General features: G+C 38.1%; 23 protein-coding genes. 12 read left to right on the top strand and 11 right to left on the bottom strand.

All coding sequences use genetic code 11. From position 1 onward, the window contains the following. Positions 1 to 51: 51 nt before the first annotated feature. Both B6258_RS05945 and B6258_RS05940 read right to left on the bottom strand, forming a co-directional pair. Positions 52 to 996 carry a diacylglycerol kinase catalytic domain-containing protein gene (locus B6258_RS05945; RefSeq protein ID WP_099074497.1) on the bottom strand — a complete coding sequence of 315 codons (945 nt, stop codon included), beginning with the start codon at positions 994 to 996 and terminating at the stop codon, positions 52 to 54. Further along, the gene (locus B6258_RS05940; RefSeq protein WP_099074496.1) at positions 996 to 2,015 is read right to left on the bottom strand and encodes an SPFH domain-containing protein; all 1,020 of its coding nucleotides are present in this window, start codon (positions 2,013 to 2,015) and stop codon (positions 996 to 998) included. The genes B6258_RS05945 and B6258_RS05940 overlap by 1 nt, the downstream gene beginning before the upstream one ends. A gap of 153 nt (positions 2,016 to 2,168) precedes the next feature. Here B6258_RS05940 and B6258_RS05935 point away from each other — a divergent pair, with 153 nt between their 5' ends. Beyond that, on the top strand, positions 2,169 to 2,882 hold the full coding sequence (locus B6258_RS05935) for an NUDIX hydrolase (protein WP_099074605.1): 714 nt from the start codon (positions 2,169 to 2,171) through the stop codon (positions 2,880 to 2,882). Here B6258_RS05935 and aes read toward each other — a convergent pair. The 7 genes from aes to B6258_RS05900 all read right to left on the bottom strand — a co-directional run bounded on the left by aes (position 2,879) and on the right by B6258_RS05900 (position 10,251). Beyond that, a complete protein-coding gene (gene aes / locus B6258_RS05930) occupies positions 2,879 to 3,847 on the bottom strand; it encodes an acetyl esterase (RefSeq protein WP_099074495.1) in 969 nt (322 codons plus the stop codon). The two genes, B6258_RS05935 and aes, sit on opposite strands and share 4 nt — an antisense overlap. A gap of 622 nt (positions 3,848 to 4,469) precedes the next feature. Then, positions 4,470 to 4,961, bottom strand: a complete 492-nt coding sequence (locus B6258_RS05925) for a tellurium resistance protein TerW (protein WP_075672873.1) — start codon at positions 4,959 to 4,961, stop codon at positions 4,470 to 4,472. Between the two features lie 285 nt (positions 4,962 to 5,246). Next, on the bottom strand, positions 5,247 to 6,191 hold the full coding sequence (locus B6258_RS05920; protein WP_099074494.1) for an HpcH/HpaI aldolase/citrate lyase family protein: 945 nt from the start codon (positions 6,189 to 6,191) through the stop codon (positions 5,247 to 5,249). Then, a complete protein-coding gene (locus B6258_RS05915) occupies positions 6,191 to 7,267 on the bottom strand; it encodes a cysteine protease StiP family protein (RefSeq protein WP_099074493.1) in 1,077 nt (358 codons plus the stop codon). The genes B6258_RS05920 and B6258_RS05915 overlap by 1 nt, the downstream gene beginning before the upstream one ends. Before the next feature lie 2 nt (positions 7,268 to 7,269). Next, the gene (locus B6258_RS05910) at positions 7,270 to 8,040 is read right to left on the bottom strand and encodes an HAD family hydrolase (protein WP_099074492.1); all 771 of its coding nucleotides are present in this window, start codon (positions 8,038 to 8,040) and stop codon (positions 7,270 to 7,272) included. Then, positions 8,033 to 9,181: a phosphoribosyltransferase domain-containing protein gene (locus B6258_RS05905; RefSeq protein ID WP_099074491.1), complete on the bottom strand. Its 1,149-nt coding sequence runs from the start codon at positions 9,179 to 9,181 to the stop codon at positions 8,033 to 8,035. Before B6258_RS05905 ends, B6258_RS05910 begins: the two co-directional genes overlap by 8 nt. A gap of 2 nt (positions 9,182 to 9,183) precedes the next feature. Further along, positions 9,184 to 10,251: an ATP-grasp domain-containing protein gene (locus tag B6258_RS05900; protein WP_099074490.1), complete on the bottom strand. Its 1,068-nt coding sequence runs from the start codon at positions 10,249 to 10,251 to the stop codon at positions 9,184 to 9,186. Positions 10,252 to 10,574: 323 nt separating this feature from the next. On the opposite strand from B6258_RS05900, the gene B6258_RS05895 reads away from it, so the two are divergent. The 6 genes from B6258_RS05895 (at position 10,575) to B6258_RS05870 (ending at position 15,175) form a co-directional block, all read left to right on the top strand. After that, entirely contained in the window at positions 10,575 to 11,159 is a 585-nt protein-coding gene (locus B6258_RS05895) for a TerD family protein (protein WP_099074489.1), read from the top strand. Then, positions 11,160 to 12,332, top strand: a complete 1,173-nt coding sequence (locus tag B6258_RS05890; RefSeq protein WP_099074488.1) for a TerD family protein — start codon at positions 11,160 to 11,162, stop codon at positions 12,330 to 12,332. It abuts the gene before it with no gap. Positions 12,333 to 12,357: 25 nt separating this feature from the next. Beyond that, entirely contained in the window at positions 12,358 to 12,813 is a 456-nt protein-coding gene (locus B6258_RS05885) for a tellurite resistance TerB family protein (protein ID WP_099074487.1), read from the top strand. Between the two features lie 34 nt (positions 12,814 to 12,847). Continuing rightward, positions 12,848 to 13,888 carry a TerC/Alx family metal homeostasis membrane protein gene (locus B6258_RS05880; protein ID WP_099074486.1) on the top strand — a complete coding sequence of 347 codons (1,041 nt, stop codon included), beginning with the start codon at positions 12,848 to 12,850 and terminating at the stop codon, positions 13,886 to 13,888. 53 nt (positions 13,889 to 13,941) lie between these two features. Then, positions 13,942 to 14,520 (top strand): TerD family protein, encoded by a 579-nt coding sequence (locus B6258_RS05875; RefSeq protein ID WP_088494626.1) that lies wholly within the window; start codon positions 13,942 to 13,944, stop codon positions 14,518 to 14,520. Positions 14,521 to 14,599: 79 nt separating this feature from the next. After that, positions 14,600 to 15,175, top strand: coding sequence for a TerD family protein (locus B6258_RS05870; protein ID WP_099074485.1), 576 nt, complete (start codon positions 14,600 to 14,602; stop codon positions 15,173 to 15,175). 65 nt (positions 15,176 to 15,240) lie between these two features. Here the strand turns inward: B6258_RS05870 and B6258_RS05865 are convergent, their stop codons facing one another. Then, positions 15,241 to 15,921: an HAD family hydrolase gene (locus B6258_RS05865; RefSeq protein WP_099074484.1), complete on the bottom strand. Its 681-nt coding sequence runs from the start codon at positions 15,919 to 15,921 to the stop codon at positions 15,241 to 15,243. A gap of 790 nt (positions 15,922 to 16,711) precedes the next feature. Here B6258_RS05865 and B6258_RS05860 point away from each other — a divergent pair. Together B6258_RS05860 and B6258_RS05855 are read left to right on the top strand one after the other, a co-directional pair. Next, positions 16,712 to 18,241, top strand: coding sequence for a methyl-accepting chemotaxis protein (locus tag B6258_RS05860; protein WP_099074483.1), 1,530 nt, complete (start codon positions 16,712 to 16,714; stop codon positions 18,239 to 18,241). A gap of 230 nt (positions 18,242 to 18,471) precedes the next feature. Further along, positions 18,472 to 19,365 (top strand): LysR family transcriptional regulator, encoded by an 894-nt coding sequence (locus B6258_RS05855; RefSeq protein WP_240531531.1) that lies wholly within the window; start codon positions 18,472 to 18,474, stop codon positions 19,363 to 19,365. 54 nt (positions 19,366 to 19,419) lie between these two features. On the opposite strand, the gene B6258_RS05850 is transcribed toward B6258_RS05855, so the two are convergent. Next, positions 19,420 to 21,705 carry an FdhF/YdeP family oxidoreductase gene (locus B6258_RS05850; protein ID WP_099074481.1) on the bottom strand — a complete coding sequence of 762 codons (2,286 nt, stop codon included), beginning with the start codon at positions 21,703 to 21,705 and terminating at the stop codon, positions 19,420 to 19,422. A 666-nt stretch (positions 21,706 to 22,371) separates the two neighbouring features. Here B6258_RS05850 and B6258_RS05845 point away from each other — a divergent pair. From B6258_RS05845 to B6258_RS05835, 3 genes are read left to right on the top strand one after another with little or no spacing between them, the layout of a single operon-like run. Then, positions 22,372 to 23,724: a cytochrome ubiquinol oxidase subunit I gene (locus tag B6258_RS05845; RefSeq protein WP_099074480.1), complete on the top strand. Its 1,353-nt coding sequence runs from the start codon at positions 22,372 to 22,374 to the stop codon at positions 23,722 to 23,724. Further along, positions 23,724 to 24,731 carry a cytochrome d ubiquinol oxidase subunit II gene (gene cydB / locus B6258_RS05840; RefSeq protein ID WP_099074479.1) on the top strand — a complete coding sequence of 336 codons (1,008 nt, stop codon included), beginning with the start codon at positions 23,724 to 23,726 and terminating at the stop codon, positions 24,729 to 24,731. The genes B6258_RS05845 and cydB overlap by 1 nt, the downstream gene beginning before the upstream one ends. Further along, positions 24,709 to 24,888 carry a DUF2474 domain-containing protein gene (locus tag B6258_RS05835; protein WP_099074604.1) on the top strand — a complete coding sequence of 60 codons (180 nt, stop codon included), beginning with the start codon at positions 24,709 to 24,711 and terminating at the stop codon, positions 24,886 to 24,888. Before cydB ends, B6258_RS05835 begins: the two co-directional genes overlap by 23 nt. The last annotated feature ends 10 nt before the right edge of the window (positions 24,889 to 24,898 follow it).

Here is a 24,898-nt window from a genome sequence, read left to right as displayed (position 1 = left end):
AGTTAATTGATTAAATTCAAATTAAGCCTGATAAGATCGTTTATCAGGCTATTAAATACGCTGACGTCCTTTTTGGCTAATTAGTTGCCCTTGTATATCAGCAATACCAATATGCGCTATACAGCCTGCATTAAACTGTAAATAGTCATCTTCGATGCCATCAGAGAAAATCACCCCATTTTCTGGCATCAAAGACTCTAGTTGTAATGGCGAGTCAGGCTCAATAGTGCCAAAAGTCAGTGCAACGCCTGTCGTTTTACTTGGAAATGGCTCTCTGACACTGAATTGTAGTTTTCGCTCACTCCAGCTAAAACCTTGTAACAGAGGGTGCGAAGCTTCTCCAGTAATTGCCATCGCGCCGGCAAGAATAGATTGAAACCAACCGGTCGATCCCAACCCTGTTGATACAATAATACCTGATGACGATTGCGCTTCTTGAGTGCCACTCCATTGCAAAATATACCGTGCAGAGGTGTGGCTTTTAGGGCCAATAAATAAGTCATTAACTGCTAATAGTGATTGACCATCATTGGTTGTCGCTTGTGCAAAAGTGACCGTTTTAAATGGCATTTTCTTATTAATGGTATTAATGACTGTCTCTTTTAATTGCCCAATTTCGAAAGGGAGTAATTGGCCATCCCATCTTGATGGATCAGGGTTTATGGCAATAATAGGCTGTCCATTAAGGTATTTCAGCGTATTAGCTACCAGCCCATCTTGACCAATCACCACCACAATATCGTGGGGTGAGAATTGATAGCTAGGTAATAAACCTCTTTCTAAAAGTTGAAAACGTCCTAATGATTTTAAAATCAGCTCAGCTTGTGTGAGTTGTTTTTGATATAAATTGTGTTCATTGAGGTAATCCTTTACCTCAACATTGTTGTGTTCTAAATAGAATTTGGCTTGTGACCAAGTATTAAAGCGCTCAATTAATTCCTGTAAGCGGCTTTTTCTCATCACCAGCACAAAGCGAAAATCTTCGTTACGTTGCATTATTTATTCCCTTTTTTCATAAATTGGCTAAATAAATCAGGTGTGATATTCAGTTCGCCGATTTTCCCTGAATTCAGCGCTAAGGTTTCAAATGCCATTGCCATTAATTGTTGAGAGTCCATTTTTGCTAGTGCCATGGCTTTTAGGTTTTCAACGGGTAATTCACGATAAGCACGCATGGTCGCTTCAATTGCATAAGCATCAGCTTCTGATTGTGTTCGCTGATTTTCCGCACTTAACGCGACCAGTTCTTTACGTTTTGCTTCTGCGTTAACCTTGGCTTCAAGGCGCTCTTTTTCAATTTCTGCTTGTTCGCGTAATAATGTACGTTCGTTTTCTAAACGGGCTTCTTCAATCTCTTGGCGTTTACGTTGAACAGATAAATCGGTTTCTAGTTCAGCCTCTTTAATGGTGCGTTCTTGTTCTACTGAGAATTTACGACGCGCATAAATTGCATCATCGGCTTCTTTCAGTAAGGATTCTCTCGCTTCGGCTTCGAGTGCTTTTAAGGTTTCTGGTGATGGAGTGATTGCCGCAATAGAGACATCTAAAATTGCAATACCTAATGCTTCTAATGATGGGTGTTCAATTAATTGTTCCATCACCAAAGTGACTAATGATTGGCTAAGTAATAACGCTTCTCTAAGAGGTGTACTTTGGATCTTTGCTTGAATTAAGGTTTGTGCAATACGCACAACACGATCACTGAGTTTGAGTGGATCTTCAGAGGCATAAGATTTGCCGTTTTTGCTCAAGTTAAAGTTAAGCACTTCTGCCGCTTTTTCAGGGGATTTTACTTGGAATGAAATTTGTCCTTGAATGCGTAACCCCTGAAAGTCTGCCGTTTGGAAGTTAAAAATAAACGGTGCTTCTTGCGCATTTAAAGGTAATGCTGCAATAGAGGTAGTGGCGGAGTTATACCAAAAACTCAAGCCTTTACCTTGCTGGCGAATTTTTCCGTTTACCGATTTGATAATGAATGTTGATGAATCTGCTTTAAAGTAATTTAAGTTAAACATAGTCTTCCTCTAATTAGTGTCCTTTTGACAATAAGTTGATTGTGTCTTATCGACACTATTCTTGTCAACTGATTTAGTGTCTTTATGACAAAATTTGATTTTTTGCTGTTTAACCTTAAAATAGCCTTCTCGTTTTCTAATAAAGCTGACGCCATGAATGAACAAGATTTTTTAGCCAACTATAACCGCCGTGATTTCCTATCCCCACTGATTACTGTTGATTCTGTACTGTTTACTTATCATGAAGCGCAGTTAAAAGTATTGTTAGTGAAAAGAGCGGAGCATCCTGAAAAAGGGAAATGGGGTTTACCCGGTGGATTTGTCGATGAAGTACAGGACAACTGCCTTGAAGATACCGTGCTAAGAAAATTAAAAGAGAAAACAGGGGTGATCCCTCCTTATATTGAGCAACTTTGTTCAGTGGGAAATAACCAGCGTGATGCAAGAGGTTGGTCTGTGACGGTGTGTTATACCGCGTTGATTGCACATCAAGTCTGTGAAGCACACATTGATACCGTGGATTCAGTAATCTGGTGTCCTATTGATGAGATTGCACAACAAAGCTTAGCTTTTGATCACCATGAATTAATTGCACAAGCCAGAGAGCGATTAAAGCAAAAGTCACTCTATTCAATTGTTCCTGGATTTGCATTGCCTGAAGTGTTTACCTTGCCAGAGTTACAACATGTTCATGAAATTCTGATTGGTAAAGAGATCCAGAAAAAATCATTTAGACGACGGATCGAACAAGCAGATTTATTGATTGATACGGGAGAAAAACGGGCAGAGAGAGGACGCCCCGCAAGTCTGTATCGACTTAAAGAGGCGTCGGCAGATTATCGTTTTATTCGTAATCTGGAATTTTAATTATTGAGTTGCTTAACAAAATAATGAGCGCCATCTCGAATGGCGTCATCAGCTACTTTCATCATACGTGAGTAGTGTAAAAAGGCATGTAATGTGCCGGGATACATTTTATATTCACAAGCTAATTGATGAGCTTCTAAGGTTTTAAATAGCGTCACGCTATCATCAATAAGTGGATCGTATTGTGCGCTGGCGATAAAGCAAGGGGGAATATCTTGCGTTAAATCGTTATTAAATAAGCAATAATAAGGCGCATCACGATTGCCTAATGCGGTTAAATAGGCATTATCATATTCTTCGAGATCTTGCTGGCGCAACCCATCCCATTCGCCACCATAAAGCCGACGGCTGGTGGAATCACGTAAACCGTATAATCCATACCATAATAAAGCCGCACTTACCTTGCCACAGTGGATTTGTTTGTCGCGTAACCACAGCACAGTAGCAAGCGATAACATGGCACCCGCAGAATCGCCCGCAAAACCAATGTATTGAGTGTTAATGCCGTAATGGTCAGCATGTTGATAATAAAATTGGCAGACTTGTGCTGATTCATCAATCGCTTGTGGATAATGTGCTTCTGGTGAGAGTGAGTAATCAATACCAATCACCGCACAACCTGTATAAGACGCGAGTAACCGCATAATACGATCGTGGGTATCTAAATTCCCTAAAATAAAGCCGCCACCATGAAGATAATAGAGTGTTGCAGGTGTTTTTTCAGTGGGCTGATAAAGACGTGTGAATACCTCTCCATAAGAAGTGTTAACGGAAATATCTCGAATACTAAACATCTCTGGTGCATCTGCATTCCAATAACGTCGGTCTTGATTATAAGCAAGGCGCATAGAAGGGTAGTCATTACTTTCCGGTGCAGGCTGCGGATTATCTGCATAAAATTGCATAACTTGCTGCATTTCTGGCGAAATAAGTTCTAGTACATTGATTTTATTTTTAGTTTTCATTAGCCCCTCCAATTATCACTGTGCGGTATTGTAAATACTAGGGCTTAATAAACTGGGATCTTGATATCCAATATTGAACGTTAGCGTTAAATAGTAAGGGGGAGGCGTGAATATGTGATCTAACTTTGATTTAAATAGAGCGGCTGAAATATGATTTATTGCACAGTTTTTCTTAACTAAATCTTTAATTGAGAATAGAAATGATAATGAGATATGTTATTGTATCTTTATATTTAATCTTATTTCAGAAAAGAAAAAGTAAAGTAAAAGAGAATTTTATCTGTTTACTCCCCTTAAGTTGAGTAGTGGGGTGATTTAATTTTATTAAAGAAAATATATTTTATTTAATCGTCTTAATTAGAGTGATTCTAAATGAATAGCTAATAATGATTAGGTATAAATACCCTTTGTAACTAGAAATAAAAATAATTATAAAATCCAATAAATTCAAGGTATTAATGTATTGGTATTTTCTGTTTTTAAAGTCATTTAAAATAAAATAAGAGTTTAAGTAAATATATAATTTAATTTTATTAAATAAGTTTTTATATATTTTTGTTTTTTATTATTCTATAAAAATAACTTGATACCTAAGCATCAAGCTATTTTTTATTATTTAATTTTAATTCTTTTTTTCTTTTTCTTTCTCGGCTATTTCAGCGAGTGTTGATTGAATTAAATTTTCAATATAGTGATCAACTAATAATTCAACAGCTTCACTTCGTGTGGAATTCTTTAAATAAGATAATCTATCAATTTTGCGTAATGCCGACATTTTTAATGAAAGTGAAACCGATTTTTTCTTATCTTTATCAAGATAAACTCGGCTTGTCATTCCATTGTGGCGAAGATCTTCACTGGCGGATAATGCCTCGCGCATACGGCGTAACGCCTTACTGTCAAGTTGACCTCGTTCAGTCATTTGATATGCGCGAGAAGCTTTGCTGTATTTTATTTCTGCACCATAAGAATCTCTTATCTCTTTTAATACGCGAGTTAACGTAGGCTCTGAGCATTCAAGAGCAGAAATAATCTTAATGGTTGGAACCTTTTTTCCTGAGCTTAAAAGGGTTGCCAGTGTAAAGACTCTGACCTGACGAGTGCTTAATTGCATGCTTAGTTACCACTTATTCTGTCATTCGTGTGTTAAAAAATATTCAGCAATAATTTCTATTATTCTTGTTCTGTGTTGACAAGGATATATAAAATAAGCTTCCTATTAAATGTAGTATAAATTAATAATTGAAATAAAAAAAATACACTTTTTTAATAAAAAAGGGAGTCTTATTTTTATAAGTTCTAGTTAAAGATAACATGTTTTAACTAGAAACTTATAAATCGAAATCAATATAAGATAATTATTTTATCTCATGTTGATTACAGTCTGTTATAAAGTATTTTATGTTGCGTTAAAACGTTGAGCATTATTTTGTTGGTTAGGAATAATACCATAAATTTTAGCTCTGGTTAAAATACTCAATGCCCAGCGACGATGTGTTGCGGGTTCACACATTGCCCCTTGTGATTTAAATACAGCTTGTGTTGAATTTAAAATACGTAATGCATCTGAATGATCGGACTGAGACACCATGAGAGCTTGTTCAATTTTATGAATTTGCTTTGGATGGATCGCTGTTTTGCCTACAAGACCATTAGCAATATCAAGCGCTAGCTCTTTATCCATAATGTGGTGATCATCAATATGCTCACAAACCGGTGCGGTGAGGGCAAATTGGCGAGCACCAAAGACAGCAACTAACATTTTTATCACGTAACCCATTGGGCCATCATAAAGTGTTAATTGGCGATTACGTCTAAGGGAAATGACATTCATTAAATCATTGCCACCAATACGTAATGCAATAATTCTGTTATGGCAAGGGTGAGTCAGTAGGTGGTTGGCAAGCGCTGTCATTTGGATAACATCAAACACTTCTTCTGTTTCAAGTGTTGGCATCATACATAAATGCGTATTTTCAATAATATTCCACCAAACAGGCAGAGAAGCTTGCGTAAACTTAGGCAAAACAAGACCATCGATGGCACTGACATCAAGGTTTTCAGTGATCCATTGACCCATTTCAGTGTGGCGAGGGCGAATAAACAACAGTGGCCAATGGCTACAATCACTGTTTTTTTTATGCTCTGCTAAGGTATTTAATAATGCCGCTAAGTTTTCTAATGCAACGGGAATATCTGTATCACTCACGGCATCTTCTAAACAGATAATTAAAGAGCGTAATCCTTCAATTTTCTGGTTGATAATTGTCGTCGCAATATCTGTCCGTGTTGCGGGCATATAAAGCGTTGCCCCTAGATTCCATGGGGATAATCGTTCAATCATTATTTCACCTTTTTAATGATAGTCACTGCACGATATTGACCAAGCGCTTGCCCTGCTTCAATAACAGCAATATTTTTTTCTTGCGCAAGATAAACCAGTAACGCGACATCAGGATCGGTTATTTCTCTCACAAGAATATGGTCAGGTACACGGCGTAAAACAGCGCGTGTGGCTTCAGCAATACCGGGTTTTATACGATTGATATTTGAAATATCATATTTTTTTGCAAGTGAATTGACGACGTTTTCGCTCAGTTTTTTTAAGTCTGATTGTTGTTCTTTAAATGTCGCGAGTGGAATATCGTTATCGATTAATGTATCAACGACGTTACCCACAGTATCAACAAGGTAACGACTGCATTCATACTGTTTTAAATGTTGGCAATCCACAAAACCGTGAAAGCCTTCTTCCGTCCAAATTGAACGTGAAATTAATCCTGAAACAGGTGCTCCCATGATCCCAAATGGGATAAGCCAATCTTCATCGCTGGCACTTAACCATGCACAGCCACAAGGATCAGCGAGGACGACAAGACGAGGTTGGGCTGGATAGCCTTTTCGTCCTGATAATGAACGAATAAGTTCACCTGTGATAGCGCCTTTTCCTGTCCATCCATCGACAAACACAATACCTTCTGTACCGTGGCGTTGTTCTATCCATGAAAGCGCTTCGCTATCAATGCCTCTATCTCGAATAATGCTAATGCCGTAGTGGTAAGCGGTTTTTCCCATTTTACGCAACGTTTGTTGCAACATGACACCTAAAGGAACACCTGCACGAACAAGGCTTGTCAAAATAATGGGGGTATCACCAAAGCGTTCAATCAGTGATTTAGCCAACATGATGACTTCAGTGGCTAAGCGTGTAGAGCCTGTTTCTAGCGCTTTTTCAAAGAGATCTAGATGCCATGTTGTTGGCTCAGGCTCTTGACTTAGCATGTCAGAATAGTGGCGTTTACCCGATTGTATCAGTTCTTCTTTTACCTCAACGGGTGTCATTTCGATATTCACTGGTTGAAGTAGGAAATCGACATCTCCTGATACATAAGAGCCAGAAAACGGCTTATGATCCATCATGTTTATTCTCCAAAAATTTTTGTGTTAATCGCGTCCGCAAATTGGCTTTGGCGAGGAAGTCCATACCAACTGCATAATTTCATAAAGCGATGATCACTTAGGCTGTCACCAAGCCCAATCACAGGGAAAACACCACGCTCAGCGTTTAATTTATTGAGCAAATAGGTGACGGCTTTGCCTTTTTCGATAGGCTCAGGTAACCAAGCAATATTGTTGCTGTTGCGATGAATATAAAAACCGTTGGTTGAAAATGTTTTTTCTATTTCATCACCTAGGGTGTATAGCTCGTCTAATCGAGAGCTATCGTTATGCTTCATGACTAAATAAATAGGCAAATTACCGTATTCATAATTAATACGTGCCCAACCATCAATATTTCGTTCCGCCATTAATTGCGTAATGGATTGTTGTAGCGTCAACAAACGCTGGGTATAGGGCGCTAAGCTTTGCGTAATATGGTTTTGCCATTGTGTATCTGCTGTGCCTTCAGGCGTTAATATTACCGCACCGTGTGTGGTGACCGCCCAAGAATGAAAAGGAATGGTGACTCGACTGATCTCTTCCGTTCCGCGAGCAGTCACAGGAATTAAATCCGCGTTCTCTAACATCCAATCTACTAGCATGGCTTGCTCTTGAGTCATAAAGCTACGGGGTTTTAAGCTTCTATCTAGCGCGCCAGTTTTATAGGGTTCTAGTGCTAATTCATCCACCATCTTACGACGTGTTTGAAATAGGGTGTCATCGAGATCAGTTAAAATAACGGGCTTAGTCATAACTAATGACCTCAACAATCGGTGCAACTTTATTGAGGGCTTCAATCAGTTGGTTATCAATACTTTTGGCGGGTGTTTCACAACAAAGCAAAATACGATCAAATTGTTGATGTGCCACGTTATAGACGAAATTAGGAATACCTAAACCATAATTATCAGTAAATGTAATCGCTGATTGAATGGCAAAATTGGTTGAAATAGGTGAACGCGTTGTCGAGCTATATTTTACGATAGCACCTTGTTTTTCAAGACGTTCAGCTAATAAGAATGGTTCCCAGACAAATTCTCCCGATCCTAAAACAAGGATCTTTTCACCCAAAGAAGCATTGATAGATAAACCCAAATCGCTCGCAGGCGTTGTCATCCCTAATCGACCCCAGCTTTGTTTACCGGTGATCGCAACTTGCCCTGATGCCGTGATATTAACATTAGGCATAACAGGTAAAGGCGCATTTGGATCGGCATCCCATTGCCATTTCCCCTGAACTAAAGAGAGAGTCTTAATCGGTAATGGGGCGCGCTCAGCAATAGAATCACCACTCCAATCAGTTAAGGTTACCGCGATAACTTGCTCAATATGGGTTAATTCGCCTTCTTCACGTAGTGCTGAAAGCAGGTTAATAAAGGTATTGCCTGTAGTCGCTTCATCATCAATTAATACAACGGTTTTTGCTTGTTGTACCCACTGGCGTTGCTCTGTTGTTGTAGGCAAATAGAGTAAGTGATCAGTTGCATGGCTGTGATTTTCTTTGAACTCACATAGCAGCTCACCTTTATCAACAGGATGGCGCGTTGATGTTAAATAAATGGCTTGTTGATAGCGATTTCTCACTTCATCAAAAATGCCAGCACCTAAACCCACCGCAGTTTCTGCCATACCAATAAACAGAACAGGGCCTTCAAGTGAGTCAGGAAATTGGCTGGCAAGTTTTTGGTAGGTTTCACGCATTTTTTTCGGTGAAACAGGGATATGACGGCCTAACACTTTACTGACAAATAGAAATGCACGCTTAGGATTGCGTCTTTCTGCAATATCAAATAATTCATCAAGTAACTCAATAGAGCAATTTGGCGTCACACTTAATGTGCCACAAGAAAGAGGGCGACGATAAACGGATGAGTCACTCATACTATTTTTCATTATTAATTATTATCCGTACTGATTAAGTTTGTTAGCGTTGAATTGAAAACAATAGAATCGGTCATTGAGCGTATTTTTGTTGGTGTAAAATGGTTATTTTGGGCTTGAGCCTCTTCAATACTCATTAATCCTAATTGGCGCAAAGCAAAAATACCGGCAAGATTAATTCCACAATGTTGGGTATAACCAATCCCCCCAGAAGGGCGCATATTAATTTCAAGTAAGAGTGGGCGACCTTGATGATTATTTCGAGTCTGCACATTCACAAGCCCATCGGCTTTCATTGCTGTTGCACACGCTTTACCTAATTCATAAGCCTCACCTGAAATTTCTAAATGTTGTATTGCGCCTTCTTTGCGTCGAGCGACAGCTGCAATAACATCACCTTGTTCAACTACCATATCCATAGAGTATTCAGGACCGGGTAAATAAGGCATTAAGACTAAAGGTTCAAAACGTTCTACCGCCTTTAATGCATCAAGATATTGTTGAGGATTGACTTGGCGATTTTCTGGGTGATTAAACAGTGCCATCGGTGAAACTTGATTATCAAAGCGCCAAAAGCCCATGCCATAAATCCCTTTTACCGGTTTGATACATAAAGGTATTTCACCAAAAGGAGGCTCTTTTATATGCGCTTCTAGTTCATCGATAGATTCAATGTAAATAGAAGGTACTGCAGGAAGCCCACCTTGTTCCATCGCTTGTGCAAATGCAACTTTATTATCAGCTAACTGAAGCTGTTCGAGTTGTGTGGCTCCAGTAGTTAATTTTACCCCAAATGACTCGATTTCTTGCCGATGTAATTCAAACCATGCGCTATTACGACCAGTGTGAATAGCACTGACTTGATGCTGTTTTACAACATCAGCGATAAATTGTAAGCGTAATGTCTCTTCAAGAGGTTCATAAAAAGCCCCATCAGCAAGCGATAAAATCTCATTTCGAGTATGACGATGAGATGCGAGCACAAAGATCCCTTGGTGCTGTTGTTTTGCAAAGTCTTTAACACTTTGAATGATATCGCGTTGTGATGATAAACCTTCCATAAACCAAATTGTGTTATTCATTACTCTGTATACCGTGAAATAAAAGTGTAGGGTTCAATGTCTATAATCATGAAGATTCCGAAGAATAGTGTCAATCATAATATGATTTATTTTAGTTAAGTTTAAAATTGGGTAATTGATTGGGTTATTATTATGATTTTCTTGCGTTTTTAACATTTTAAATCAACAAAACATCATTAATATCAATGTGTTGACAAAACTTTAAGTTTAATTGAGAAAAATAGTCTTGCTCATGTACTTCATCATGATATGATGGTTTTCATGATATGGAATTAATCACAAATGGCGTTGTTGTTTCACTCTACCTCTGAAGGAATTTAATTATGGTTTCATTAAGCAAGAATCAAACAGTTTCTCTCAGTAAACAAGCACCTACACTGAGCCATTTAATGTTTGGTTTGGGCTGGGATCCGATTAAGAAAAAAGGATTATTAAGCGGTCTTTTTGGTGGTGGTGGTTCTATTGATTTAGATGCAAGTTGCGTATTGCTTGACGCAAGTGGTCATCAAATCGATACCATTTGGTTTAGAAAATTAAAATCAAGTTGTCAGTCAGTTATTCACTCTGGTGATAATTTAACGGGTGACGGTGATGGTGATGATGAAACAATCTTCGTTGACTTAAACCGTTTACCAACAAATGTTGAATACTTGGTATTCACAGTAAACAGTTTCCGTGGACAAACATTTAATGAAGTTGAAAACGCATTCTGCCGTGTTGTTGATAAAACAACGAACAAAGAGTTGGTGCGTTATACCTTAACAGAGCAAGGCTCTCATACAGGTATCGTGATTGCTTCTTTACAACGTAATCATGGTCAATGGGATTTCACAGCATTTGGTGCGCCTTGTAAGGGCCGTGTTATTAACGACATGATGCCTGATATTGTGGCTACGGTGGTGCGATAAATGAATATGACTCCAGGTGGTAACTTACCTGTTCCTAATCAGACATTAATCGTTAGAATTCAATCGGGTACGCCTGTTGATGTGTCTGCTTTTAGGCTTTATGCGTCAGGTAAAGTGAATGGCGACACCGATATGGTGTTTTATGGGCAAACAGCCAGTGATGATCGCACTGTTATTTATGCGACAGCAGGAAATAGCACATCTTTCACTGTGGACTTAACGCGTTTACGTCCAGATGTTGAAAAAATTGCGTTTACAGCGACTTGTGAAGGTCAACAAACTATCGCAAATTTACAACGATTATCAATTCAAGTTGATGCTAATAACGAAGTTGTGGCGAACGGTAATGTTGATATTAACGGGCGTCCTGAAGCGGCATTAATTTTAGGTGAATTGTATCGTCGTAATGGTAGTTGGAAATTCCGTTTTATCGCTCAAGGATTCAACGGTGGCTTAAAGCCATTAGCTGAACATTTTGGTGTTGATATTGCAGACTCTGCACCAGCACCAGCACCAGCACCAGCACCAGCACCAGCACCGAAACCAGCGCCAAGTTCGGTGAATTTAAGTAAGGTTTCTTTAACCAAAGAGAAACCCGCAATCAGCCTAACGAAGAAAGATGACTTCGGTAAAATTCGGATCAACCTTGATTGGCATCGTGAAAGCAAAAGTGGAGGTTCTGGGTTATTAGGTGGGTTGTTTGGTGGCAATAAAGGTATCGATTTAGATATTGGCGCTTTTGTTGAACTTCAACAAGGACATAAGTCCGTTATTCAAGCATTAGGAAACGGATTTGGTGATTTTAATCGTATTCCTTATGTTGAATTACAAGGCGATGATCGTACTGGAGATGTTGCTGGTGGTGAATGGATATTTGTGAATGGCCGTGAATGGAAAAATATTAAGCAAGTACTGATTTTCGCGTTTATTTATGAAGGTGTACCGAATTGGAGCAAGACTGACGGCGTGGTCACCATTCATGTACCTGATCAACCCCCTATAGAAACACGCTTAACTGATGGTAATAATGGTCGAGGTATGTGTGCAATTGCCCGACTAGTGAATGAGAACGGATCAATAAAAGTTGAACGTCTCAATGAGTTTTTTAAAGGCCACCGTGATATGGATAATGCCTACGGGTGGGGATTTCGCTGGACAGCGGGTTCTAAGTGATCAAGTTGATATAAGGAAAAATAACATGAGTTTTTTTAACAAATTAAAAGAAGGTTTTAATACAGGCCGTTCTGAGTTAGCCAAGCAAGTTGGTCGCTTTAAAAACAAAAAATTTATGCAAGGCACTGTTGCGGTTTGTGCGCGTATCGCCATTGCGAGTGACGGCGTGAGTTCTGAAGAAAAACAGAAGATGCTCGGTTTTTTAAAAGCATCAGATGAACTTAAAGTTTTTGATACTTCTGAAGTTATCGAATTCTTTAATAAGCTAATCCTGAGTTTCGAATTTGATACTGAAGTCGGTAAAGGCGAAACCATGAAGTATATTCTGGCAATGAAAGATCAGCCAGAAGCTGCGCAATTAGCTATTCGTGTCGGTATTGCTGTTGCGAAAAGTGATGGTGATTTTGACAATGATGAAAAAGAAGCTGTGCGTGCTATTGCCATTGCATTAGGCTTTCAGCCCGCAGAGTTTGGTTTGTAATTAATTTAATATAGGGAACCGTTCAGGAATTATTATGGTATCCACACATATTGGTTTTCCGACAGAAACTGTCATTGTCTTTGTTGTACTTGCGATTGGCGCTATTTTTATCGACTTATTTATGCATCGTGCAGATAAGCCGATAACATTAAAGAATGCCATATTTTGGTCTATATTCTGGGTTGCCGTTGCAATGGCATTCGCAGGATTCCTGTATGTTCACCATGGCGCAGAAGTTGCGAGTTTATTCGTAACAGGTTATGCATTAGAGAAAGTGCTTTCCGTTGATAACTTGTTTGTCATGATGGCGATTTTCTCTTGGTTTGCTGTACCTGACCGCTTCCGTCACCGCGTTCTTTATTGGGGGATCATCGGTGCTATCGTTTTCCGTGGGATCTTTGTTGCTATCGGTACAGGACTGCTAAGTTTAGGACCATATGTTGAGATAATATTTGCCTTAATCGTTGCTTGGACGGCGGTTATGATGCTGAAAAGCGGTGATGATAGTGAAGAGATTGAAGACTATTCACAACATCTTGCTTATCGCTTAGTTAAACGATTTTTCCCTATATGGCCAAAAATCACTGGGCATGCTTTCGTATTAACGCAAAAAGAAGTCGATGCTGAATTAGCAAAACCAGAAAACAAAGAAATTACTATCGGTCGTGGTACAAAAGCAGCGTTATATGCAACACCACTTATGCTGTGTGTAGCTGTTGTAGAGCTTTCCGATGTGATGTTTGCTTTCGACTCGGTTCCCGCTATTATCGCAGTAAGTCGTGAACCCCTCATTGTTTATAGTGCAATGATGTTTGCAATCTTAGGCTTACGTACGCTTTACTTCGTGTTAGAAGCGTTAAAACAGTATCTGGTTTACCTTGAAAAAGCGGTTATTGTGTTGTTGTTCTTTATTGCTGCAAAACTGGGTTTAAATGCAACAGATCATATCTGGCAACATGGATACAGCATCTCCGCGACAACGAGCTTATTTGTTGTGCTAGGTGTTCTTGCTCTGGGTATTATTGCAAGCTTTTTATTCCCAGAAAAAAAAGATGATGAAGGTAAGACAAATTAATAAATATTCTTGAGAAATCAGAATATTAAAAACAAAACTAAAGAGGTTATAAAATGAGCGTTTCTCTTTCTAAAGGTGGTAATGTCTCTCTGAGCAAAGCAGCCCCAACGATGAAAAACGTCCTTGTCGGACTTGGTTGGGATGCCCGTTCTACAGATGGTCAAGATTTTGACTTAGATGCGTCTGTATTTCTGTTAGCTGCAAATGGAAAAGTGCGTAGCGATGCCGATTTCATTTTTTATAATAACTTAAGATCTGCTGATGGCTCTGTTGTTCACACTGGGGATAATCGTACAGGTGAAGGCGATGGTGATGATGAAGCGCTGAAAATCAAATTAGACATGATCCCAAATGATGTCGATAAGGTTATCTTCGTTGTGACTATCCATGATGCGCAAGCTCGTCGCCAAAGCTTTGGCCAAGTGTCAGGTGCATTTATTCGTTTAGTTAATGATGACAACCAAATTGAAGTTGCTCGTTATGACTTAACTGAAGATGCATCAACAGAAACAGCAATGTTATTTGGTGAGCTATATCGCCATAACACGGAGTGGAAATTCCGCGCTGTGGGTCAAGGTTATGCGGGTGGTTTAGGTTCAGTTTGTGCTCAATACGGTATTAATGCCTCTTGATAGCCGATTGGTAAAATACTAACCACTGGCAGTCATAAGATGTGATTGCCAGTTGATTCAATAAAGTAGGAGCTTTGATATGGCAGTTTCCCTTGTTAAAGGTGGTAATGTTTCTCTGACTAAAGAAGCACCAACAATGTCGGTTGCTATGGTTGGTCTAGGATGGGATGCCCGCGTGACTGATGGCGCAGAATTCGATTTAGATGCGTCAGTGTTCATGGTAGGTGAAGATGGAAAAGTACTTTCAGACGCAAGTTTTATCTTCTTTAATAACAAAGTGAGTCAATGCGGAAGCGTTGAGCACCAAGGAGATAACCGTACTGGGGAAGGCGATGGTGATGATGAGCAAGTAAAAATCACCCTATCAAAAGTCCCTGCTGAAGTGAAAAAACTGGTATTCGCAGTCACTATTTATGATGCAGAAAACCGTAAACAAAACTTTGGTATGGTCAGTAACAGTTTTATGCGCGTTTATAATAACGACAATGGTACTGAAATTGCTCGCTTTGATCTTTCTGAAGATGCATCAACAGAAACAGCAATGATCTTTGGTGAGTTATATCGCCATGGTACAGAGTGGAAATTTAAAGCTGTAGGTCAAGGTTTTGCGGGTGGTTTAGGTGCGTTAGCATCACAACACGGCGTGAATATCTAAGACACTATTTAGCCCTCGCTATTGCGGGGGCTATTTGTTTGCATCGATAAGAAAACAGTAAGTGATTAAGATTCTTTTTTAGTTGTTGTTTTAATCGGTGAATTTTTAGCTTTACGACGACCAGTATGAAAGTGGCGCCAATGAGGATCTTGCGCTGCAAAAAGCAATTCATGATCGCCTCGAGAATCTCCCCACGCTCTTAAATGGTATTGTGTTAAATCGCCGTATACCGCTTCTAATCGTTTTATTTTTTCACCACAGCGGCAGTTATTGCCAATAATTTTTCCTGTCAGCTTGCCATCAACGACTTCAAGTGTTGTTCCTATTAACTTGATCCCTAAGCGTTTTGCAAAAGGTTGTAACACCATCGCTGGTGATGCAGAGCAAATCGTCACTTCAGCATTGCTATTTATTTCTTCAGCAACCGCGAATAAGCCAGTAGGACGCATTAATTTAGCCCAGTAAAGCTGGCAAAATTGTTCTGCTTTTTCTTTTAACCATTGCTCATCAATATTGGTTAAAAAGGTTTTGATCAGCACTTCTTTTAATTCATCACGGGTGAGTTTACGTCTAAAGCAACGTAATGTTGGTAATACCATTTTAATTAAACGGCGTGAGAATTTACGCTTGCCAAAGGCGAATTTTAGAAAAGGGATAAAACTGTCGTGATAGGTTAGCGTGCCATCAAAATCAAACACTGATAACGTTTTTACGGTGTTTTTCGCGTTTTCAAATTGGGGTTGCATACAGGATAAGGCTCCGTAAATCATCAGAGTTTTTAAGGTCATTAAGCTTATTATATCACTGTTCTCAAAATGAGACAGTGTGTCTATTGGTTATTCAAAATTACTATTTTTTATGTGTACAAGTACAAATTATTTACATAATGAATAAAAAGATATTTTATAAAACCAATAGCTGATTATTTTAAATGTAGATATTAATTATTGATGGATTAGTATTATTAAAAATAAAAACATTAACTTATCGCTTTTATTTGGGGATAATCTATTGAGGCTAAATTGATTAATTAATGATTTATTAGGTATCTATTTATTACATTCTATTTTGTTTATCTACTTGAGTAGATAAGTTGGTAGTTTAGTCTCACCATTCATTATTTTTATTATTTAAAATTGTATAGACTATAATATAGTAAAGTAAAACTTATGATTAATAATCTTTAAATTATTAATAACAGCTGAAAATTCAAGAAGTTTTCTGTGTTAATTTTATTTTTATAGAGTATTCAATGCTTATTATTTTGTGCGACGCTTAAAATTTTTACTTATTTTTAGTTTTAATCAAAGTCAAATTTTAGTTACCCATTAATTAATAACACTAAAATACTATTTCATCACGGTATATGATCTGCGTTAATGGTTTGAAAACAGAGTAAAAAACTGATTAGCATCATTGATTGAGAACTGTAATACGTGTTTGTATCGATAATTCTGATTAATAAGTAAATAAAATCTATTTCGTGCCGATAAATGAGTACATTTGTATTATTTTATTGCCGGGGGGGATTATTTCATGAGTATTGAAAGATCAGCTAAAGTAGGTTCTATCATACTGTTAGCCATTTTCTTATTATCATCTGTATTGTCGTCGTTTTTTATTTATAGAATGCAAGAAAACTTCGCATCATTGGATTCCTTGAATACCAGATTGAATAGTGTTCAAGAAGCAAGATATGAATTAGCGACCATTCGTTCTCACGTCAACTATCTAATGTTGTTGAAAACAATGACAGATGAGAACAAGCAAGAAACCATTCAATCACTTGTTACTGAAGCGAAAGCGTTGGCGACAAAATCAAAAGCGACGATTACACACTGGGTAGGCGTGAAGAAGATAAGTCCTGATGCTCAACGTAATTCAGAACAACTATCCGTGTTATTCTATTATCTTCTCGATGAACTTATTGCACCTATCGATACACTAGATTACACAGAATCAAACCTCTCCAATGATTTTAATCGCTTATCGGATCTCTTTGATGAATATCTAATGATCACTAAAGGTGTGAATGATGATATTAAAGCGCAGCAAGCTTGGATGGTACAGTTGTCAATTTACACGACCATTATTGCTCTGGGGATCATTCTTGTTCTTCTTTATATTGTCATTCGTTGGGTAAATAAAACGTTTATCTTTAATTTGAATACATTATCGGCCATTTTGCAAAAAGTGGGAGAAGGTGATTTAAGTTTTACTCTGCCTAAAAAACGAAATGATGAGTTTGGCACCTTGTTCTCTAATGTGGGGGATATGCAAACTGCGCTAACATCGACTATTCAACTTGTTAAAGAAGAAGCACTAGAGATCAAAAAAGGTTCGGCAGAAATTGCCTCTGGCAACCAAGATCTCTCTTCTCGTACTGAGGAACAAGCAAGTGCTCTGCAACAAACAGCAGCAAGTATGGAAGAGATAAAAATTGCCGTAGTGAATAATACGGATAATGCGATTTTAGCAAACTCTATTACCGCAGAAACCCGCGATTTAGCAATTGATGGTTCTAACATTATGAATGATGCCATTAACTCGATGAAGAAAATCGAGGTAGGAACATTAAAAGTTGCTGAAATCAATGATGTGGTTAATAACATAGCAAGCCAAACCAATATTCTGGCATTAAACGCAGCCGTTGAAGCCGCGCGTGCAGGTGAGCAAGGCCGTGGATTTACCGTTGTTGCAACAGAAGTGAGAAATTTAGCAGCAAGAAGTGCGGATGCTGCGCGTGAAATTAACCAAATTATCAGAGAGTCTGTTGCTGATGTGGCTCATGGTAGAGAATTGGTAAATAGAACGGGTGAGCATATGCAGGACATCGTTTCTTCTATTACTAAAGTTAGCGATATCATGCAGGGGATTAGTATTGCATCAGAAGAGCAAAAAGTGGGTATTGAACAGATCGCAGTAGCTATTAACCAAATGGATTCTGTGGTTCAGCAAAATGCGGCTTTAGTTGAACAAGGTGCAACGTCGACAATGATTTTAGATGAGAAAGCACAAAACTTAACAGATAAAGTTTCAGTCTTTCAAATTAAAGAACAATATTAATCTGTTAAGTTAGTCAGTGACTATTGTGTTTAAAACAGGCTCACTTTGATAGCGATATGAAAGTGAGCTTTATTTTTGAAACGTCATTTAATCCTCTTTTTATTTCCTTCCTATTATTATTTTATTGAGAAAATGGTTGGTAGATAAGTAAAATTTTGCGTATTGTTGACTGCATAATATGAAAAGTTGCATTTTCTTCAATTCACCTGCTTATCACGAGGTTATCGCATATCGACATCAAACAATTATTTTATTTAATCGCTTTAGATAAAACTCAACATTTTGGTCAAGCTGCTGAGATGTGCCATGTGACTCAACCGACTTTATCAATGCGATTACGTAATTTAGAAAAAGAGCTTGATGTAGTACTTATCAAGCGAAGCTCTCGCTTTGAAGGATTTACGCAAGAAGGCGAAAAAATCTTGAAATGGGCGAAAACCATGGAATCTGCTTATGATGGGTTACAAGCAGAAGCAGCAAATTTTCGACAACAACTACTAGGTCAATTACGTATCGGTATTGTTCCTTTGACCAATTTAAATCCGATGCAAATGTTGCAGAAAATCTCATCGATATTTCCTGAAATTCGTTTTCAAGTCTCTTCGACAAATAGCGAGGAGATAATCGACAGTCTTAATAGCAATCGGCTTGATATTGGTATCTGTTATTTAGAAAAAGCGAATGCCCAGCAACATGAAATTTATGCTTTAAAGCAAACGGAATTAGGGCTTTTATTCCATCGTAATTACTTTATGCCATCGGCAAAAAAAATATCGTGGGAGGAAGCTGTCAAACTTCCTTTAGCGTTGCTTAATAAAGCCAATCATTTTAGGCAATCCGTTGATTTGGCATTTCAGCGTTATAATCTGCACCCCAAAGTGTTAGTTGAAAGTAGTTCGACACTTCATCTCATACAATCTGTCGATACAGGATTTTGCGCATCCATTGTGCCTATTTCAAAAGGAATGGAAAAACTCAGCCAAAATCTGGCTGTAGTGCCTATTGCTGATGCGATGATTAACGCTCCTCTTGGCATTATTATTCGACGTGAAGAGCCTCGTTCTATTTTAATTGAAAAATGCTTTGCTGAGATGCGGGCTTATTTAAAAGACTCGGGGTTATAAATTAAAGGTGAGCTTATTTATAAGCTCGCCTTTTATATCTTTTAAATCAGAATATTACGCAACGAGATCTTTTGTTGCATAAACCCTGACAGGGGTTGATTTATAAGAGGGGGTACCGCTTTCTTTATCAATATAATTCAGAGGAATAAGGACATTGGCTTCTGGGTAATAAGCACCCACCGTGCCGGGAGCAATACTGAATGAAACAACAGTGATATTATCAAGTTGCAATTTTCTATTTTCACTGACTGTTTCAATAGTGACTTTATCACCTTCTTTTAAGCCTCTTGATATCAAGTCAATTTCACTCATAAAGAGTACATCGCGTCTGCCGAAGATGCCACGATAACGGTCGTCTAATGCGTAAATTGTGGTGTTGTATTGATCGTGACTACGTAGTGTAACTAGGCGTAATACATCATCACCAGAGACCGATTTATTCTCTTTAACGCCCTCAAAAACAGAAAACATCGCTTTTCCTGTTGGGGTATCCCATACTCTATCCACCGCAGGAAGTGGCATGCGAAATCCACCAGGTACTCGAATGCGTTGATTATAGTTATCAAAACCAGAGATTGTTTTTTCAATCATGTCACGAATGAGGTCATAACTTTCAGTAAATCTCATCCAAGGCGTTTTGCTATTAGATAACGTAGCCGCCGCCATTTCAGCAACAATAGCCGGTTCTGATTTGAGCAAAGGCGAAGCCGGCGTTAATTTGCCCGAAGATGCATGTACCATCGACATCGAGTCTTCAACGGTAATCGATTGACGACCTAATGCTTGTACGTCTAATTCAGTTCGACCTAAACAAGGCAAAATAAAGGTATTTTTAGCGGTCAATAAATGAGAGCGATTTAATTTAGTACCAATATGAACGCTGAGATCCAATTTTCTCATTGCTGAAAACGAAAGTTCTGGATCGGGTAATGCCACGGCGAAATTACCACCCAAACAAATTAATGCCTTTGCTTTACCATCAACCATGGCTTGCATGGCATTAACAGCATCATGCCCATGTTTATAAGGGGGTCTAAAGCCAAAAGTTTGCTCTATTTTTTGCAGAAATTCTGTGGAGGGTTTTTCAGTGATCCCCACAGTGCGGTTTCCTTGTACATTAGAGTGTCCGCGTAATGGGCATATTCCTGCGCCTTTTTTACCGATATTGCCTTTCATTAATAATAAATCGGCAATTAAGCGAACATTTGCGGTGCCTTTATTATGTTGAGTAATTCCCATGCCGTAAGTAATAATTGTGGCTGGTGAATTCGCATAGAGCCGTGCAACATTTTCAAGATCAGCTTGTGATAGTCCACTTTCGTTTTCAATATCTTGCCAAGTCGTGTGATCAAGATCTTCAACAACCGCTTCAAACCCTTGAGTGTGTTCAGCAATAAAGTCATGATCAAGAATATCGCCACGTTCATTATCCCATGCCAATAAGGTTTTCATAACGCCTTTTAACGCAGCTGCATCACCGCCCGCCTTAACTTGATAATAAGATGATGCAATATTGGTTGAGCTATAAGTTGCCATTTCAATCACGCTTTGAGGATCTGTAAAACGCTCTAAAGCACGTTCTTTTAATGGATTGAAAACAACAATTGGCACACCTCGACGAGCAACTTCATGTAATGTTCCCATCATTCTAGGGTGGTTGGTGCCGGGATTATGACCAATGGCAATAATTAATTGTGTACTGTCGAAGTCATCTAAAGAAACAGTCCCTTTACCGATACCAATGGATTGCGGTAATCCTACGCTAGTGGGTTCGTGACACATATTTGAACAGTCAGGAAAATTATTGGTGCCATATTCTCTAGCAAAAAGCTGGAATAAATAGGCTGCTTCATTTGAAGCTCTGCCTGATGTGTAAAATTCCACACTATCTGGTGAAGGGATATCTCTTAATAGCTCGCCAATACGACTAAATGCGTGATCCCAAGAGACAGGAATAAGTGTATCAGTAATAGGATCATAAGAAAGTGGGTGGGTTAAACGGCCGTATCCTTCGAGTTCAAAGTCTGATTTTTTCAGTAATTCCGTTACTGTATTTTGAGCTAGAAATTCAGGTGTGACTCTTTTTTTGGTTGCTTCCCAAGTTACAGCTTTGGCACCATTTTCGCAAAATTGAAAAGTCGAGTGGTGCTCTTTATCTGGCCATGCACAACCTGGGCAATCAAAGCCATCAGGTTGATTGGTATTAAGCAATGTTTTAGGCGCAATAAACGCATCCATTTGAGTGCGTACCGCGATTGCTGTTGCTTTTAATGCTCCCCATCCTCCAGCGGGTCCGTTATACGGTTTCACTCCAGGAATAGGCGATTTATTTTTACTCATATATACATTCCTAAAACGTAAATAATAATATTTATGAAAATATTGTCAGGTGAATATAAAAATCAAAATGGTTATATAATTAAATATATAATGAAATCTGCATTAAATAATATATTTAAACTTATTAACGTTAATGGTTAATAAGTGTGTAAGCTGGAAGTTATATAAACATACGAATTTTCTGTTATTTAAAAAGTTAAATCAATGTGTCTTAATTGTCAACGGAGGTAACATTCTAAATAGTGCATTCCTGCTATATTTTAAGGCGTGATAGAGCATATCTATCGTTCAATAAAATCAATTTATTTGACTAACTGTTATAGGCTGGTTAAAAATATTAACACGTTAGTGAATATACACTCTTCAACTCTGCATTTTTTAAAATATACTTGTTAATCAATGAGGTGTAATTTTATTATCGATGTATATTTAAATATACAACGTCTATTGTTGTTTCTGTTTTTTATTAGAAAATAGAAAGGCGATCATATGAATAATATATGTAAATATAAATTAAATACTTTTATCTTTAATTTTTCAGAGATGGAATAAAGGTAGTTGGTATTAATAATAAAGAGTTAATAATAATTTATTTGAGAAAAACACAAATAGGAAAATGGAAATGAATAAATTTATGACAAATAGATTTATACTAGGCGGGGCATTATGTTTGGATTAGATGCATTTCACTTAGCAAGAATACAATTTGCTTTCACGGTCTCTTTTCATATTATTTTCCCTGCCATTACAATAGGCTTGGCAAGCTTTTTAGCTTTATTAGAAGGTTTTTGGCTAAAAACAAAAGAGTCGAGTTATCTCACTTTATATCAATTTTGGGTGAAAATTTTTGCCGTCAATTTTGGTATGGGAGTGGTATCGGGGCTCGTCATGGCGTACCAATTTGGGACAAACTGGAGTGGTTTTTCTCAATTTGCCGGCAGTATTACTGGTCCATTGTTGACCTATGAAGTACTTACCGCTTTTTTCTTAGAGGCGGGATTTCTTGGTATTATGTTATTTGGTTGGAATAAAGTAGGACGTAAGCTCCATTTTTTTGCAACCTGTATGGTGGCATTAGGCACGATTATTTCAACATTTTGGATTTTGTCATCAAATAGCTGGATGCAAACACCACAAGGCTATGAAATTGAAAATGGCGTAGTCGTTCCTGTCGATTGGTTACAGATTATTTTTAATCCCTCATTTCCTTATCGCCTATTACATATGTCAATTGGGGCATTTTTAGCTAGCGCTTTATTTATTGCTGCGTGTGCGGCATGGCTTTTATTAAAAGGGAAGGATACAGCAGCAGTACGTAAAATGTTATCAATGGCGTTATGGTTAGTGCTGATTATTGCACCAATACAAGCTTTTGTTGGTGATGCGCATGGATTAAATACACTTGAACATCAGCCAGCGAAAATAGCTGCAATTGAAGGGCATTGGGATAATACATCTAAAGAAGCAACCCCCCTTATTTTGTTTGGTATTCCTGATATGGAAGAAGAAAAAACAAAATATGCGATTGAAATTCCGTATTTGGGTAGCCTTATTCTTACCCATAGCCTTGAAAAGCAAATACCTGCGTTAAATACTTTTGCACCTGAAGATAGACCCAATTCCACCATTATATTTTGGTCATTTAGGATCATGGCAGGACTTGGTATGTTGATGATCTGTCTTGGTCTATTAAGTGTCATTTTACGCAAGAAAAAGAAACTCTATACTTCCCCGCTTTTTTTACGATTTACATTATTGATGGGACCTACGGGACTGATTGCTATCCTTGCCGGTTGGTTTACGACAGAAATTGGCCGTCAACCTTGGGTTGTGTATGGATTGCAACGAACTAAAGATGCCGTCTCTGCTCATGGTGATTTACAAATGAGTCTGAGTTTATTGGCTTTTATTTTGGTGTATTTTTCAGTATTTGGTATCGGTTATTTTTATATGATGCACTTAATGAAAAAAGGTCCTGTTGAAACTCATCCAATTTCCTTAAATCAAGGTGAAAAATAATGAATATTGATTTTTCGATTATTTGGTTTGCCATCATTATTTTTGCCACACTGATGTATATTATCGCCGATGGATTTGATCTGGGTATTGGTATTATTTTGCCGTTTACGAAAGATAAAATACAACGAGATACTATGGTAAATAGTGTTGCACCTGTGTGGGATGGTAATGAAACATGGCTGGTTTTAGGTGGTGCTGCGTTATATGGTGCATTTCCTCTGGCTTACGCTGTGATTATTGATGCGTTGACAATCCCATTAACATTAATGTTAATCGGTCTTATATTTCGTGGTGTGGCTTTTGAGTTTCGTGTTAATGCATTACCTAAACATCGCCAATTTTGGGATTTGGCTTTCATTGGGGGCTCTTTTCTCGCGACATTTTGTCAAGGTATTGCGGTGGGGGCGCTTATTAATGGTTTTGAAGTAACAGGGCGTAGTTTTAGTGGATCTGCGCTTGATTGGTTAGCGCCATTTCCTCTTTTTTGTGGTTTTGCTTTATTATTGACCTACGCACTTTTAGGCAGTTCATGGTTAATAATGAAAACGGAACATCAACTGCACCGTAAAATGTGTTCAATCACGGTTTATTTAGCGATTGCATTACTCGTTGCGATTGCGATAGTCAGTTTATGGACACCATTAACACATGAAGATATTGCACAGCGCTGGTTTAGTTTACCGAATTTATTCTTTTTATTACCCGTGCCTTTATGCGTATTAGCGTGCACTTGGGGAATAGTGCGTAGTGCTTATAATTATGGTCATTATTTGCCGTTTTTATTATCACTTTTATTAGTCTTTATTGGTTTTGCTGGGTTGGGCGTGAGTATTTTCCCTCATATTATTCCACCAACAATTTCTATTTGGGATGCTGCTTCGCCAGTGTTAAGTCAGAAATTTATGTTGGTTGGTGCAGTTATCATTATTCCTGTGATTTTGGCATATACCAGTTGGAGTTATTATGTATTTCGCGGAAAGGTGGATCCCAATGAAAGCTATCATTAATCATTTTTTAACAATAAAGCCAATGCAAAAAAAAGCACATTGGTATCAACAAATTGGGTGGATGATTATCATTTGGTCTTTAAGTGTATTAAGCCTTGCGATTATAGCCTCTTTATTTAAATTATTAATGTACAGTGCGGGAATGAGAACGCATTAATAATTTGAGT

This window comes from Proteus alimentorum (genome assembly GCF_002607735.1).
Lineage (GTDB): Bacteria > Pseudomonadota > Gammaproteobacteria > Enterobacterales > Enterobacteriaceae > Proteus > Proteus alimentorum.
Note: the sequence above shows the minus strand (reverse complement) of the source record. Positions and strands in the feature narration are given on the sequence as shown.